General features: G+C 66.3%; 11 protein-coding genes and 2 pseudogenes. 5 read left to right on the forward strand and 8 right to left on the reverse strand.

Annotation, left to right across the window (positions count from 1 at the left end; all coding sequences use genetic code 11):
• The first annotated feature begins 38 nt into the window (after positions 1-38).
• Positions 39-938: a LysR family transcriptional regulator gene (locus AC1DT6_RS28170; RefSeq protein ID WP_441633012.1), complete on the forward strand. Its 900-nt coding sequence runs from the start codon at positions 39-41 to the stop codon at positions 936-938.
• A gap of 258 nt (positions 939-1,196) precedes the next feature.
• On the opposite strand, the gene AC1DT6_RS28175 is transcribed toward AC1DT6_RS28170, so the two are convergent.
• From AC1DT6_RS28175 to AC1DT6_RS28185, 3 genes are read right to left on the reverse strand one after another with little or no spacing between them, the layout of a single operon-like run.
• A complete protein-coding gene (locus AC1DT6_RS28175) occupies positions 1,197-2,360 on the reverse strand; it encodes an acyl-CoA dehydrogenase family protein (RefSeq protein WP_441633010.1) in 1,164 nt (387 codons plus the stop codon).
• Between the two features lie 30 nt (positions 2,361-2,390).
• Complete coding sequence (locus AC1DT6_RS28180; protein ID WP_441633063.1) at positions 2,391-4,511, reverse strand: acetate--CoA ligase family protein; 2,121 nt, start codon at positions 4,509-4,511, stop codon at positions 2,391-2,393.
• 23 nt (positions 4,512-4,534) lie between these two features.
• Complete coding sequence (locus tag AC1DT6_RS28185) at positions 4,535-5,890, reverse strand: MmgE/PrpD family protein (protein ID WP_441633008.1); 1,356 nt, start codon at positions 5,888-5,890, stop codon at positions 4,535-4,537.
• 298 nt (positions 5,891-6,188) lie between these two features.
• On the opposite strand from AC1DT6_RS28185, the gene AC1DT6_RS28190 reads away from it, so the two are divergent.
• Positions 6,189-7,100, forward strand: a complete 912-nt coding sequence (locus AC1DT6_RS28190; protein ID WP_441633006.1) for a LysR family transcriptional regulator — start codon at positions 6,189-6,191, stop codon at positions 7,098-7,100.
• A gap of 134 nt (positions 7,101-7,234) precedes the next feature.
• The gene (locus AC1DT6_RS28195) at positions 7,235-8,212 is read left to right on the forward strand and encodes a Bug family tripartite tricarboxylate transporter substrate binding protein (protein ID WP_441633004.1); all 978 of its coding nucleotides are present in this window, start codon (positions 7,235-7,237) and stop codon (positions 8,210-8,212) included.
• A gap of 134 nt (positions 8,213-8,346) precedes the next feature.
• On the opposite strand, the gene AC1DT6_RS28200 is transcribed toward AC1DT6_RS28195, so the two are convergent.
• From AC1DT6_RS28200 to purB, 4 genes are all read right to left on the reverse strand, one after another.
• The gene (locus tag AC1DT6_RS28200; RefSeq protein WP_441633002.1) at positions 8,347-9,357 is read right to left on the reverse strand and encodes a DnaJ C-terminal domain-containing protein; all 1,011 of its coding nucleotides are present in this window, start codon (positions 9,355-9,357) and stop codon (positions 8,347-8,349) included.
• Between the two features lie 376 nt (positions 9,358-9,733).
• Positions 9,734-10,843: a mandelate racemase/muconate lactonizing enzyme family protein gene (locus tag AC1DT6_RS28205; protein ID WP_441633000.1), complete on the reverse strand. Its 1,110-nt coding sequence runs from the start codon at positions 10,841-10,843 to the stop codon at positions 9,734-9,736.
• 46 nt (positions 10,844-10,889) lie between these two features.
• Positions 10,890-11,888, reverse strand: coding sequence for a Bug family tripartite tricarboxylate transporter substrate binding protein (locus AC1DT6_RS28210; RefSeq protein WP_441632998.1), 999 nt, complete (start codon positions 11,886-11,888; stop codon positions 10,890-10,892).
• A gap of 76 nt (positions 11,889-11,964) precedes the next feature.
• On the reverse strand, positions 11,965-13,329 hold the full coding sequence (gene purB, locus AC1DT6_RS28215) for an adenylosuccinate lyase (protein WP_441632996.1): 1,365 nt from the start codon (positions 13,327-13,329) through the stop codon (positions 11,965-11,967).
• Between the two features lie 121 nt (positions 13,330-13,450).
• Here purB and AC1DT6_RS28220 point away from each other — a divergent pair, with 121 nt between their 5' ends.
• Positions 13,451-14,362 carry a LysR substrate-binding domain-containing protein gene (locus tag AC1DT6_RS28220; RefSeq protein ID WP_441632994.1) on the forward strand — a complete coding sequence of 304 codons (912 nt, stop codon included), beginning with the start codon at positions 13,451-13,453 and terminating at the stop codon, positions 14,360-14,362.
• A gap of 81 nt (positions 14,363-14,443) precedes the next feature.
• Here the strand turns inward: AC1DT6_RS28220 and AC1DT6_RS28225 are convergent.
• Positions 14,444-14,682, reverse strand: a pseudogene (locus AC1DT6_RS28225) (hydantoinase B/oxoprolinase family protein); the annotation flags it as partial.
• Between the two features lie 84 nt (positions 14,683-14,766).
• On the opposite strand from AC1DT6_RS28225, the pseudogene AC1DT6_RS28230 reads away from it, so the two are divergent.
• Positions 14,767-15,356: pseudogene (locus AC1DT6_RS28230) on the forward strand (ISKra4-like element ISBusp5 family transposase); the annotation flags it as partial.
• Positions 15,357-15,481 lie beyond the last annotated feature (125 nt).

Below are 15,481 nucleotides of genomic sequence, written 5' to 3' on the forward strand. Positions count from 1 at the left end.
GTTTTCAAACCGCTTGTTATTGCACTTCGATATAACCGATGGAATTTCGCCAACTCCGCTATTTCGTCGCCGTGGCCGAAGCGCTGAGCTTCAGCGAGGCCGCGCGCAAGCTCCATATCAGCCAGCCACCGCTGAGCACCCAGATCAAGGCACTGGAAGACGAACTTGGCAGCCCCTTGCTCGACCGCTCCCGCCACCATGTGGCGCTGACGCCGGCGGGCACGCTGTTCCTCGACAAGGCAAAGGCGGCACTGGGCAACTTGGAGCAGGCCCGCGAGGTGGTCAAGCAGGTTGCCGCCGGTGAGGCGGGCGAGATCCGGGTGGCCTTCACCGCCTCTGTGCCCATGCAGAATGTTTTCCCGCGCGCCGTGCAGCAGTTCCGCCTTGGCCACCCACGTGCCATGCTGGAACTGGTGCATATGTCCACCGGGCAGCAGTTGCAGGGACTGGAGAAGGGAGAGATCGAGATTGGCTTCCTGCGCCCTTCGCCCCAGTTCTACCCGCCCGCCAGCATTACCGTGCACGAGGTGCTGGCCGACCGCCTGGTCGCCGTGTTGCCGGCCTCGCATGCGCTGGCGATAGCGGATGATGACAGTGAACTCGACATCGGCGCGCTGTCCGCCCAGCCCTTTCTGCTGTTCCCGCGAGGGCTGGGGTGCGGGCTGTTCGATCATGTCACCACGCTGTGCAACCGCGCGGGCTTTGCGCCGCGCATCGGCCAGGAAGCGCGCGAGGCCACGACCATCATCGGTTTGGTGGCGAGCGGTGCCGGGGTCTCGGTGCTGCCGGAGATTTACTCACGCACCGGCATTCCGGGCGTGGCGTACCGCCGGCTGGCCGGCCCCGACGCGGCCAGCCGGGTGCTGGTAGCGCATCGCGCGGGCGCCTTGTCGCCCATCATGCGCAAGTTCTTGGCTTTTTTTGAGGTTGGCGCCTAATGGAAGTAGCTGCCGATCACGGCACGGTGAAGGAGAAGTGCGCAAGCGGTAGTCGCGACATCACCGAGGCCACGGCCGCATCTTAGATCTGGGCGAGTTCGGCCCGCAGGAAGCGGCGCACCGCCGGATCGGCTTCGATTCCGATGGCTCGCCGGTAGGCTTCGGCAGCCCCGTTTGCAGGCTGCCGGCCCGGGCAAGCTGCGCGTCCGGCGTTCCGTTGTACAAAACATAATGCGCCCACCTGGGATGCGTTCCTGATCAACCCGCCCGCTGTTTTTCCGGGCGCTGCGCGAAGGTCCGCTCGAATACCGATTCGGCGATGCGGTTCTTCAGGATCTCGATGGAGCCGCCGGCGATCATCCAGCCCCGGCAGCGGCGCAGGCAGTACTCCACCAGCGCCTCCTGGCTGTAGCCCATGCCGCCCATGACCTGTAGCGACTCATTGGCAACGTCGAAGCCCGCCTGGTTGCAGAACGCCTTGGCGATCGCGGTTTCCTCGGCGGAAGGAAAGCCGCTGTCCGCGTTGGCCGCGGCCCGGTACAGCAGCAGTTGCCCGGCATCGAGCTTGATCTTCATCTCGGCGAACTTCCATTGCAGGCCCTGGAACTCGCACAGTAGCCTGCCAAATTGCTTGCGCTGCATGGCCCAGTCGCGCGCTACTTGGTAGGCATAGCGTCCCAGCGCCAGCGAGCGCGCTGTATTGCCCATGCGCTCGACATTGAAACCGGCAATCTGCTTCTTGAAGCCGCCCTCGCCCAGCAGCACATCGGACGCCGGGATGCGAACATCCTCGAAATAGATCTGCGCCCATTCCTCTCCCGACATGAAGCGCGAGCGCTGGCCGATGCGCACACCCGGCAGCCTGGTATCGATCAGCACGGAACCGATGCCGTTGACGCCCGGGCCAAAGCGCACGTAGGCCAGGATCACGTCGGCGTGCGGGCCATGGGTGGTGAAGACCTTGGTGCCGTTGATGAGGTAGTCGTCGCCATCGGGCGTGGCCGTGGTGCGTAGCTCGGTGACGGCGGAGCCGGCCTCGGGCTCTGTCATGCCGACCGAGATCAAGGCTTCACCGGCCAGCAGGCGGCGTAGCCATTTGTCCTTTTGCGCCGACGAGCCATACTCGGCCAGCACCCGGATGGCGCCGAAGTTGCCGGCCTGGATCACGTCGGCGCTGCGCGGGCAGACCGAGGCCACGGCCTGGATCGCGATGATGGCGTCCATCAGGCTGCCGCCCTGGCCGCCGTCAGCCTCGGCCACAGTGATGCCCAGCAGGCCTTGCTCGCTCATCTTGCGGGCGACATCCCAGGGGTAGTCGTCGGTATGGGCGCGGGCGACCGAGCCGGCGCGCAACTCCTTCTCGGCGAAGCGCGTGACGGCGTGCTCGAACTCAGCTTGCTCGGGGGTCAGTTTGAAATCCATGTTTGTCTCCGTTTTCTTACTCGATTTGAATCAATTCAGTTCGGCTCTTTGTTCTTCCGCCAGCCGGACCACGCAGTCCACCCCGACCACGCCGTCGGCACGCACGAACAGCGGATTGATCTCGGCCTCCAGCACGTTCACGCCCTCGAAGGCAGCCAGCCGGGAAAACCGCTCGATGGCGTCGGCCAGGGCGGCGATATCGCCGCGCGGCAGCCCGCGGAAGCCGCGGACCAGCGCGGTACTGCGTACCTCGTCGATCATCTCCATGGCGTCGTCGCGCGTCACCGGCGCCGGCCGCAGGCTGACGTCCGGCCGCAGTTCGGCGGCGATCCCACCCGCGCTCAGCATCACGATCGGGCCCACCAGCGGGTCATCCCGGTAGCCCAGCATCAGTTCCAGCAGCTTGTCCTCCATGCGCTGCACGAGGATGCCGTCGAGCCGGGCCTGCGGCGCGGCGCGGCCGACATCGGCAAGGATCGCCGCCGTGGCGCGCTGCAGTTCGTCCGTGTCGCGTACGCCGACGCGTACGCCGCCCACATCGGTCTTGTGCAGGATGTCGCGCGAGCAGATCTTGGCCACCACCGGGTAGGGAATCCTGTGCTTGTACTCACCCACCGGCATCAGCGCGAGCGGGGCGATCGGCACGCCCAGCGCCGCGAACGCGCTGGCCGCCTCGTACTCCGAGAGGTTGCCCGACCGCGGCAAGCCGGCCGGCCAGCCAAGCGGCGCGACGGCTTCGTCGGCCTCGGGATGCGCCCGCGCCGCTTTGAACAACTGCGCCAGCGCGTCCGCGCAGGCTTCCGGCGTGCGGAACGCCGGGATGCCTTCTGCCTGCAGCACGCGCAGCGACTCCCCCGCCTCCGGCGCGAGGAAAGCGATCAGCGGCTTGTGTCCCGCGCCGGCCGCCTCCACCATGGGCCGCACCGCGAGCTGGGGATGGAACTGCGCGGACGAGCCCGCCACGCAAAGCACGGCGTCGCACCAGTCACTCAGCAGCAGTTGCTCGACCAGATCCTTGTACTGCGCGCTGGTCGCGGCCAGCGTCAGGTCGATGATGGGCGTCTGGCGGATGCGCACGCCGCGCGCCGCCATGTGCGCCACGAAGCCGTCCGGCGGCGCCACCGCGTCGATCTGCGACAGGCCCAGGCGGTCCACCACGGTGGCCGCGCCGCCACCGGTGGTGGTCACCACGGCCACGCGGGGATTGCGCTTGAGGGCGGGCACCCACCGGCCATAGCGCAGGGCCAGCGGCGCGGCTTCGAACAAGGTCTCCAGCATTTCCACGCGCATCACGCCGTACTTGCGCAGGAAGGCGTCCACCGCGGCATCGTTGCCGGCCAGCGCGCCGGTGTGCGACTGCGCCAGCGCCTCGCCCTGCGCCGAGCGGCCAAGCTTGTAGGCGATGACCGGCTTGCCGGCTTGCCGCGCGCGGCGCAGCGCCGGGCCGAGCACGGCGGCGTCGCGGATCGTTTCCAGGAACAACAGGATCACCTTGGTAGCGGCATCGTCCACCAGCAGATCGACCAGCTCCCCGACGCCAACATCGCTCTCGTTGCCCACCGACACCAGCTTGGCGAAACCCAGCCCGCGCGCCGCGCCACGCGAGAGCAGCGCGCCGAGCATCGAACCGCTTTGCGAGATCACGCTGATGCTGCCGGCGTGCAACTCGTCCATCTCCAGCACGGCATTGACCGACAGCACCGCGCCGGATTCCACATTGACCACACCGATACTGTTCGGTCCGATCAGGCGCACGCCCAGCGCCCTGGCCTTGCGGACCAGCGCCTGCTGCGCGGCCAGGCCCGCCTCGCCCACTTCCGCGAAGCCGTCCGAGAACACCGTCACCACCTGCACGCCCTTGGCCGCGCATTGCTCCAGCGCGGCCTCGACGTGCTTGCCCGGCACCATGACGAAGGCGTGCTCCACCTCGCCCGGCACCGCGTCCAGGCTCGGGTAGGCCTTCTCGCCCAGCACTTCGGTGCGGGTGGCGTTGATCGGGTAGATGGTGCCCTGGTAGCCGTGCTTGCGCATGAAGCGCATCGGCCGGGCGGTATTCTTGGTGATGTCGCTGGATGCGCCGACAAGCGCCACCGTGTCCGGCGAGAACAGCGCTTTTGCCAGGCTGCGGGCCATCGCCGTCGTTACAGTCATATCGTTCACGCTTTCCTCCCCTCTCATGCCACGCCAAGACCCGCGAGCCGCAGCCCGCGAACGCTGCCGGTCTCGAGCTGCCACAGCGCGGCGAGCAGTCCCTCGGCCGTGTCGCTGCCGATCACCGGCGCCGCCAGCTCCATGAACTTGTCGCTCAGCGTGGCGTCGTCCAGCGGCGACTCCGGGTCGCCCTTGCGGTAAGGCGCGAACAGCGTGTGGCGGGTGCCGTCCTTCAGCAGGATTTCCACCCGCGCCGCGCGTTGGCGGGGGAACGCCGCGGTCAGCTCCGGATCCGCGTGCAGGGTGACGCGCTTCATCAATTGCCGGATCTGCGGGTCGCGCAGGCGTTCGCCGGAGAAGGCGTCAAGCCGGACCGCGTCGTGCAGGATGCCGTGCGCGATGACGTAGGGCAGGCTGAAGCGGGCTTCGAAGGCGGTGCCCGGTACGGCATTGCCGGTGACGTCGATGGCAGTCTGATAAGTCCACACCGTGACTGCCTCGATCCCGGCGGCGTCGATGCCATGCCCGCGCACCAGTTCAATCGCCGCATCGATGGCCGCAAAGGTGTGGCCGCAGCATCCGTGGTTCTTCTGGGTGATGCTAAGGATGTTGTAGTTCGCGCCCAGGCCCTTGGCCACATCCGACCAGCCGGGACTGCCGCACATCGCCGCGCCGAAGCCGGCCGCGCCTTCCAGGATGTCGTGCACGCCGTTGACGCCCACCGCGGCAGCCTGCGCCGCCTGCACGCCCACCATGGCGGCATGTCCCGCGTGCAGCGCCTTGGTCATCGCATCCGAGCGGAAGGCCTGCTGCAGGCCCGAGGCGAACGTGGCGGAGGTGGCCAGCGCATCGGCGGCGACGCGCCCATTGCCCGGCGACAGCAGCAAGGCGCTGGCTGCCGCGCTGCCGAAGCAGCCCACGGTGCCGGTGGTATGGAAATAGCGATAGTGCGCGGGCTGGATGGCGGCGCCGATGCGGGTGGAGACCTCATAGCCCGCCACCACGGCCCGCAGGAAGGCCTCGCCGCTCACGTCGCGGTCTTCGGCCAGCGCCAGCGCGGCAGAGATCGTTGGGCAGCCTGGATGGTAGACAGCGTCGCGGAAGATATCGTCGAACTCGGCAGCATGCGACGCGCTGCCATTGATCCAGGCCGCCGTGGCTGGGAACGCGGTGGTGCCGTGCGCGACCACGGTGGCGTCACCTACGCCCAGTTCGGCGCGGTGTGCCTGCACGAGGTTCGTGCCGGGCGACATGCGCGTGCCCGGGAACAGCGCGGCAAACCAGTCGATCACGGCGCGCTTGCCATAGTGGAGGACCTCGGGCGACAGCGCCCGCCGTCCCTCCGCGCCGACGTATTCGGCTAGTTCATCGATCACCATGCAGTGCTCCTTGTCGTCATACGGCTTGATGGCGGCTTGATCGGTATTGCCTTGCCGCCTTGACCCCATGTTAGGGAGCGCCGGCAGGCAAGCTTTGAAATTTGGTGAAAGCTCCCGAGCACGGTGGCGAAGTGGCCCACGCGCGGGCGCGTCAAGCACTGCTGCCGGCGCATCTAGCGAGCCACCTGTCGCGGCCGGGAAAATCCCGTTTGACGTTGGCAGCGAAGATGCATAGCATGGCACTCCTGCCTCGTCGCTTTCTCGCGCCACGCCATCCGCACATCAGCAAGACACCCGCATGGATATCGCCTCCCTGGAAGTCCTGATCGCCGCCGTCGAGGAAAAAAGCCTTTCCCGCGCGGCCGAACGCGAGAACCTGGTCACCTCGGCGGCCAGCAAGCGCATCTCGGAACTGGAGCGCCAGGTCGGTACCGCCCTGCTGGTGCGCCACGGGCGCGGCGTGGAGCCCACGCCGGCCGGCGCCATGCTCTACCAGCGCGCCAGGGCCATCGTCCGCAGCATCAAGCTGGCCGAAGAGGCGCTGGCCACCTATTCGACGGACGGCATCGCCAAGACTCGCCTGGCGGCAAACCCGTCCACGATCCTGCAGTTCCTGCCTACCGATATCAGCGGCTTCCTGCAGAGCGCGCCCGACAGCCGCATCGACCTGATCGAAGCGTTAAGTTTCGACATCCCGCGCATGGTTTCTAACGGCGATGCCGACATCGGCATCTATCACGCCGAAGCACCCAGCCCCGGCGTGTTCTCTCTACCCTACCGCTCGGACCGGGTGGGACTGGTGGTGCCACGCGGCCATCCACTGGAAGCCAAGGGTTCGCTGCAACTGGAAGAGGCGCTGGATTACGACTTCCTGGGATATTTCCCGCGCTATACCTTCGAGGCCTTCCTGCAACTGGTGAGCAGCACCATCTCGCGGCCGCTGACGGTGAAGACGCAGGTATCGAATTTCGAGGCGCGCTGCCGGATGGTGCGCGAGGGGCTGGGCATCGCGGTGGTGCCGGAGGGCATCGCCAAGAACTACCTGTCGATGATGGGGCTCAGCCTGCTGACGCTGACTGATGCGTGGGCCGAGCGCAATTTCTATGTGTGCGTGCGCGACCGGCAGTCGCTGCCAGCCGGCACTGCCAGGCTGCTGGACTACCTGGCCCAGTGCGCGACGATGGAGCGTCATTACCAGCGCGCACGCTAGTCGCGCCATCATGATGAAAGAAGGCAGCGTTTCTATTTGATCAACGCTGGGCGGGACCAGCTTCGTACCATGTCTATAGTGGGCACGCGCCAAAGCAGCGCGGCCTGAAACCACCTCAATCCGTGGAGTGAGACATGACCCTGCCAAAGCGGCTGACCGCCGCCGCGCTGCTATTGCTTGCCGGCGCCGGTACAAGCACCGGCGCCAATGCCGAGCCCTACCCGACCAAACCCATTCGCGTCGTAGTTTCCTTTTCCGCAGGCGGCACCACCGATATCCTCGCGCGCGAAGTGGCCAACCAGCTCGGCCAGAGCCTGAAGCAGACGGTGATCGTGGAAAACCGGCCCGGCGCGGGCGGCAATATCGGCACAGAGTTCGTGGCCAAGAGCGCGCCGGACGGCTACACGCTGCTTGCCACCTCGGTCGGCCCGATCGCCATCAATCCCACGCTCTATCCCAATCTCAAGGTCAATCCGCAGACGGCACTGGCGCCGGTGGCGCCAATCGCCGATGTGCCGAACGTGCTGGTGGTGCATCCTGGCGTGCCCGCCAACGATGTCGCCCAGTTGGTGGCCTACGCAAAAGCGAATCCCGGCGAGCTGAACTTTGCCTCCACCGGCGTCGGGACCGCCGCGCATTTGTCGGGCGCGCTGCTCAACGAACGCACCGGCGCCAACGCCGTGCACGTGCCCTACAAGGGCGCGGATGCCTTGAACGACCTGCTGGCCGGGCGCGTGCAGTTCATGTTCGCGACGATCCCCTCGGTGATGAGCCATATTCGCGCCGGGCAACTGCGCCCGCTGGCCGTCACCAGCGCCAAGCGCGCCGAGGCGCTGCCGGACACCCCGACCATGGCCGAAGCGGGCGTCAAGAACCTGGTGACGGGTGCCTGGTTTGGCCTGTTTGCGCCCAAGGGCACGCCGCCGGAGGTGGTTGCAAGGATGAACAAGGCCGTGACCGACGCTGTCAACAGCCCCACTATGCGCAAGAAACTCCTGCTGCAAGGCGCGGAGCCAATGCAATACACGCCGGAATCATTCGGCAAGTTCGTGGTGGCCGAGTACCAGGCGTGGCGGCCGATCGTCAAGGCGAGCGGCGCCCGCATCGACTAGCCGCCGGCACCTGCGCCGCGCATTCGCTGTAGCGTGGGCGTCATGGGGGCTGCCGTTCACTGGGTTCGAGCTCAAACTGGCAGACCCGCGAGCCGGCCGCGGATGCCCCTGCCACCGGTGCGGCATCGGCGCGGTCAGTCGTGTAAACTCATGCCGTCCGCAAACATGCTTTTGAGCACCTGCTTTTGCGCCTCGCTGAGCCGTCCCTTCGGCAGGTCGATCACGACCCTGAGCCGCAGATCGCCCGTGTCATGGTTGACAGCGTGTCGCAGGCCCTTCCCTAACAGCCGGAGGATCTTCCCCGCGCGCGTCATGGGCGGCACCTCGACGGTGTAGGACTTCCCGAACACGTCGACGTGCACCTTCCCGCCGATCGCGGCAGTTGCAAAATCCACCTTTACTTCCCCCATCAGGTCGAGGCCCTGAAGTTTGTAGCTTCCAGCCTTCAGCACCTTGATCCTGCACAGTGCGTCGCCATCGGCCCCGCCATTTCCCCCGGGTGTGCCACCACCGACGATGCGAATCATCATGCCATCGACGATTCCACCACGAACCTCCGTCGCAATCTTCCGTTCCGCTTTCGCGTGACCACTCCCCTTGCATGTAGCGCAGACGTTTGTCCTACCCGTATAGTCGCACTTAGAGCATCCTTCGCCAGCGCACGCCTTACAGCGCGACGCGGCCCGCGCCCATCCCGTACCGCCGCAGGCATCGCACGGACCGACGTATGGAACCTTTACCTCGATCGTTCCCCCGTTGACCGCCGTCTCGACGGAGATCGATGCCTTGCACTCAATATCCTCGCCGCGTACAGGCGGCGGGGAGCGATGCCAGTAGGAACCGAATCCGGCCGGCTTCGCCCTTCCCGAAGACTGGCTTGCGCCGGCGCCGAAACCAAACGATCCCGCGCCAGGCCCGAATCTAGTCTCGTTCAGCGAGTCGTCATAGGCTTCACGCTTCCGTTCGTTGCTCAGTGTTTCGTAGGCGTGCTTGATTTCTTTGAAGCGGGCGGTGGCTTCGGACTGGCTTTTCGGGTTGCGATCCGGATGCCACTGCATCGCCATTCGCCGATAGGCGGCCTTGATCTCTGCCGCAGAGGCAGTTTTGGCAAGGCCCAATGTGGTGTAGTGTGTCCGCGACGTCACCGCTCGACCCTCGTTATTGTCGTTCTGTCGCGGGTCATTCTAGCGCAGCCACCGCCCTGTCCGAACGGCATGGCCAATTACTGCAAATTGTATCGCTTGGCTTCGCTGACTCACGCAGCGCATATTCCACGATCAGCCCGTTCTTGCTCTTGCAGAGGATGAGGCCAATGGTTCGCGGTCCAAGTTTTCACCTGAAAATCGTCCATGTGTTGTCGCTAAAGCACGGAACCGATGGCCGCATACGTGGAAGGTAAGGGTGCTCTTCCGGCCGACCCAAAGTCCCTTCCATTCGACTACCCCATGAAGGGGAAGCGAGGAAGCCGGGGCAGCAACCGAGGTGGGGCAGTGCCGGGGCCCGGCGGCCCCGGAGATCCCCCTAGTTCAGCCGGTACCGCTTCACCATGTCCCAGTCCAGCTCGATGCCGAACCCGGGGCCCTGCGGGATCGACAGGATGCCGTCCTTAATCCGCGGCGGGTTGGCCCACATGCCGGGGAAGATCGGGTCGCGGTCGGGGTCCGGGAAGCACTCCACGCAGATCCCGTGCGGCACGGCGCCCAGCATGTGCGAAGCGATCTGCGGCTCTTCATGGTGCGCCATGCGCACGCCGGCTAGCGCACAGGCCGCCGCAGCGCGGCGCCATTCGGTGAGGCCGCCGCCTTCGGACGCATCGAAGTTGACGATGTCCACCGCGCCCGCGTCGAGCAGCCGGCGCACGCCCGCCGCGCTGACCTCGCTCTGCCCCGCGTTGATGGGGATCGAGGTGGCCTGGCGCACCGCGGCCATGTCGCGCGCATCATCGTGCCAGTGGCAGGGCTCCTCGAACCACGCAATGTCGTATGGCTCCACCAGCCGCGCGAAGCGCGTCGCCTCCGCCACGCTCCAGCCGCGGTTGGCATCCACTGCCAGCATGAAGTCCGCGCCGCCGCCTTCGCGCGCATACTTCACGCGCTCGGCATCCTCCTCGGGCGACAGGCCACCCACCTTCACCTTGCAGCCGGCCATACCCACCGACCGCAGCCAGGCCATCTCGCCGGCCAGGTCGGACGCAGTCTTGCCCGGGAGGTAATAGCCGGCAATGGCGATGATCGGGATCTCCTGCCGGTAGCCGCCCATCAGGCGGCACACATTGACGCCGAGCGCCTTGCCCGCCAGGTCCCACACCGCCGCATCGACACAGGCGATGGCGTTCATGACCAGCGCCCGGTCTGCCGCCCGGATCGTCAGCCGGAACAGCTTTTCCCAGATGCGCTCGCACGCGTGGATGGATTCGCCGATCAGCAGCGGCGCCATGTCCTGCTCGATCATGCGGGCGATCTCGGGGCCGTGCTCGCGCGGGTCGCCGTTGTAGACCTCGCTGACCAGGCCCGAGCTGGTGTGCAGGCGGGTGATCACAGTGGCGCGGCTGTCGACCTGGTACGAGCTGCCGGAGAACACCTTGCTCAGCGGGATGCGCACGGCGATGGCCTCTACGCGTTCGATCTTCATTGTGGGTTTCCTGTGGGTGTGGCTGGGATGGGAGTGCTGGCCTCGCTCAGTCAATCGTGGCGCCCGAGCGCTTGACGATGGCGGACCACTTGACGCTCTCGGACTGGATATAGGCGCCGAGTGCCTCGGGCGTCGACCCCACCGGGACGATGCCGTCGAACATGAAGCGCTTGCGCAGGTCCGAGCTCTTGATCAGCTCCGCGATTTCGCCGCTGAGCTTGGCGACGATCGGGCGCGGCGTGCCGCGCGGCGCCAGCAGCGCGTACCACACGTTGGACTCGTAGCCGGGCACGCCGGCCTCGGCGATGGTGGGCACATTGGGCATGGAGGCCGCGCGCTGCGCGGTGGACACCGCCAGCACGCGCAACTTGCCGGCCTTGATCTGCTGCGACGCCACGCCATAGCTGGCGAACATGGCGCTGACCTGCCCCGCCAGCAGCGCGGGCATGGCGGGCCCGGTGCCCTTGAACGGCACGTGCACGAGATCGAGCCCGGCCATGGACTTCAGCAACTCCATTGACAGGTGCGGGCCGCTGCCGTTGCCCGACGAGCCGTAGGTGTACTTGCCGGGATTCGCCTTGACCAGCTTGATGAACTCGGCCAGGGTCGTGGCCGGCACCGAAGGATGCACGACGAGGAAGTACGGCGCCGAGGCCAGCAGCGAGACGGGCTCGAAATCCTTGACCGGGTCGTACGGCAGTTTGCGGTACAGGCTCTGGTTGACTGCCAGCTGAGAGGTCAGCGCGAGCGCCAGCGTGTAGCCGTCGGGCGGTGCCTTGGCGACCATCTCCATGCCGATATTGCCGTTGGCGCCGCCGTGATTGTCGACGATGATACGCTGGCCCATGCGCTCCGACATGTACAGCGTCAGTGGCCGGGCGACGGTGTCCCCGCCGCCACCCACGGGATAGGGCACGACCACGCGCACCGGATGGTTCGGGTAGGTGTCAGCCTGTGCATGGCCCGCATGGGTGGCGATCATGGCGCCCGCGCACAGCAGCGCCAGCGCGCCCAGCCGTCGCAATCTCTCGGCAATTCGGTTCATGGTGTGTCTCCTGTGTTGTCTTGTGATGTCCTGTGATGTCTCGCGCCGGGCAGGGCCTGTGCAGGCCGGCGCGCCTTCAGCCGGGCCATCCGCTCTCCCGCGCCTGGCCCAGGAAACGCTCCACGATCTGCGGGGCCAGCCCCACGTAGGTGGCCGGGTCGAGCAGCGCCTTGAGCTCGGCTGGCTCGATGGCCGCGCGGATTGCGGGATCGTGGGACAGCGCCTGCTCGAACGTGATACCGCTTTCCATGCCCTGCATGGCGGCGGCATAGACCAGCTCGTGCGCGGTCTGCTTGCCGACCTTCCCGCCGAGCGCAAACATCACACGCTCGGACATCAGGAAGCCGCCCAGCAAATCGAGGTTGGCGCGCATGCGCGCGGCGTTCACCGTCAAGCCGGACAGCGCGTACTGCATCATCTGCAGCATGGCCGCGGCCATCATGCAGGCCTCGGGCACGGCCTTCCACTCCATACGCACCGCGGCCACGTCGCGCTCGTGCTCGGCCATCTGCGCGTCGTGCATCATCGCCACGCTGTAGCGGATGGCGCGGCTGAGCGTCACCACTGTCTCCACCACGGCCGGGTTGCGCTTGTGTGGCATGGTGGAGGAGCCTACCTTGCCGTCGCTGAACGGCTCGGCGAGCTCGCCCACCTCGTCGCCCTCGAGGTTCATGATGGCGTTGGCGATCTTGCCCAGCGTGGCGCCGACGAGGCCCAGCACGCTGACATACTCGCCCAGGCGGTCGCGCGCAGGCTGCCAGCTGATCGGTGCCACGCCAAGCCCGAGCCGCTCCATCACGCGCTGCTCCAGCTCGCCGGCCTGCGCCCCGAACGACGCCTGCGTGCCGACGGCACCCACCATCTGGCCGACAAAGGTACGCTGCTCCAGCCCCTGCATGCGCTCATGGTGGCGGCCCAGTTCGGACAGCCAGATCGCGCACTTGTGGCCGAACGTGATCGGCAGCGCCTGCACAGCGTGGGTGCGCCCGGCCATCGGCGTGTGCTTGTGTTCGTCCGCCAGGCGGTACAGTTCGCGCCCAACGGCCGCCAGGTCGCGCATCAGGATGGCGTGGGCCTGCCGCACCTGGAGCATCATTCCGGTGTCGTAGACGTCCTGCGAGGTCGGGCCGAAGTGCACGAACTCGCCCAGCCCTCCGGCGCAGCGCTGCTGGAGCGCGCGCACCGCCGGCACCAGCGGGTGCTTCACCCGGCGCGTTTCGGCGGCCAGCGCCAGCAGGTCGATGTCCGCCACCCGCGCCTTCACGCCAATCTCGGCAGCGGCCTCGGCAGGAATGATGCCCAGTTCAGCCTGCGCAGCGGCCAGCGCGGCCTCGAAATCGAACCACTTCTGCACACGGCTCTCCTCCGAGAACACACCACGCATCTCGTCGGTGCTCCACATGTGCTGCTGGAGGGCTTGGTCGAACACACTGCAAGTCATCGCGAAGCCTTTCGTTCCTGAGGGGATGGCAGCCATTCTCGGCCGTCGGCTTCTTTCTGTAAAATGACATGTTTGTAGACAATCATTGCCAAAATGGCATGATCCAACCGACGCGACGATCATGACCCTCCAGCAACTCCGCTGCCTGCAAGCCGTCATCGCCAGCCAGCTCAGCGTGTCTCGCGCGGCTGACGCGCTGCACACCACCCAGCCCGCCGTGAGCAAGCTGATCCGCTCGCTCGAAGGCGAGATCGGCGTGGAACTGTTCGTGCGCCGGGGCAACCGGCTGGTGGGACTGACCGACGCCGGCCAGGAGGCCGCGGCGCTGTCGCGGCGCGTGCTCAACGACACGCGCTCGCTGTCGGGGCTGGCCAGCGCGGGCCTCGCGGGTGGCAGCGGCACGCTGCGCGTGGGCACCACGCACATCCATGCACGCTACGGGCTGCTCGACGCCATCCGCCGCTTCAGCGCGGCATATCCGGCAATAGACCTGGAACTGCTGCAGGGACACCCCGCGCAGATCATGCAGTGGGTGAGCGAAAACGCGGTTGACCTCGGCATCTCGACGCTGCCGGACGCGACGCCGGAAGGCATCGTCACGCTCGAAGCCTATGCCATCCCGCGCTGCCTGATCGTACCGCGGCGGCATCCGCTGCTGAAGCTGGCACGCGTGACGATCGAGGACATCGCACGCTATCCGCTCGTGACCTACGACGAGCACTTCAATTCGGGATGGATGGTAACGCGGGAGTTCGAGCGCCGGGGACTGGCGCCGCGCGTGGTGGTCAGGGCGACCGACGCCAACGTGATCAAGGCCTACGTGGCCGCCGGCCTGGGTGTGGCCGTGCTGCAGCAGATGGCGGTAGAGCCCCGGCGCGACACCGACCTCGCGGTGATCGACACCGGCGACCTCTTTCCGCCGTCGATGGCGGCGGTTAGCCTGCGGGCCGACCAGTACGTGCGCAGCTACATGCAGGACTTCATCGACATGATTGCGCCGGGAACGCAGCCCGCGCCGGGCCCCTGCCGTTGATCCGCCACTGCTGGAGAGCTTGCCAAAGCGCGGCTGAGAGCAGTCTGCCCTCAAGAGGATAATGAGCCACCCAGAATGGGCTCATTCGCGGCCGTACCCTCCCCCTCCGGGGGTCTCGATCACGAAGACGTCGTCGGGCACCATGTCGCCCTGCCGATGTGCGCCGACCCTTCCCGGGTTCCGTCCGCGCGCTCGATGTAGTTGTTACCAAGTGCGCCCGCGCCACCGCCCGCCGCGCCAAAAGGCGCGTGCACGCGGTTGTTCGACAGGATCGAAGCGGTCATTGGCATCAGGAAGTGCACGCGCCGGATAGCGCCGTTGCTGTTGAGGGAAGCCGTTAAAAACCCTGGGATGCCGCCCTGCATCAGAGTATCGTCTCGATATCAAAGAGACGGGGAGCCGACATGCGATGCACGATCGTTCTCGAGTTCGATGATGGCCATGCCACAGCGGTCAAACGGGTTGAGTTGATGCGGTTCCATCGAGCCGACTGCGGGGCCTCCGGCGACGTCGGCTTGTCCCTTGCGGAAGGCAAGTCGTTAGTCAATTGCGTCCAGCAAGAATTTGTCGTGGAGCAGATCGATCGCTACTGCGCGTCGCAGCGAGCTTGTAAGGCTTGCGGCGCGCTCCGCCGTGTGCACGACGGACATTCCGCCGAACTGAAGACCACGCTGGGAAAGGTCTTCTACTGCCGCGATCGATGGAAAGCATGCAATTGTGGTACAGACAGATCCAGGTATGTGTCGCCGCTTAAGAATTACGTTAAGGAGCAAGCACAGGCGAGCTGCGATGGCTGCATGCTGAACTCGGCGCCACAATGCCCTACCGGCAGGCCAAGCAGGTCATGGACCTCTTGGTGCCAACTTCCGGACGCGACAGTCACGTGACTATCCGCAATCACACAATGGCCGTGGGCAAATCCCTCCAACACGCACAGCCCGTGCGGCGGTGGTGCGAGGAGATAAAGCCAATCGCTGAGCTGGGCGTTGATGTCGTGTCGGCCTACGAATCGCGACCGGCTTCGTCGAGTCATCTATCAATCGAATCGTTGGCCGTCGGATGTGTAAAAGCCAACATATGCGTTGGAGTCGTGCGGGAGCACACAGTGTCGTGCAAGTG

The organism is Cupriavidus sp. 01L45, assembly GCF_056399885.1.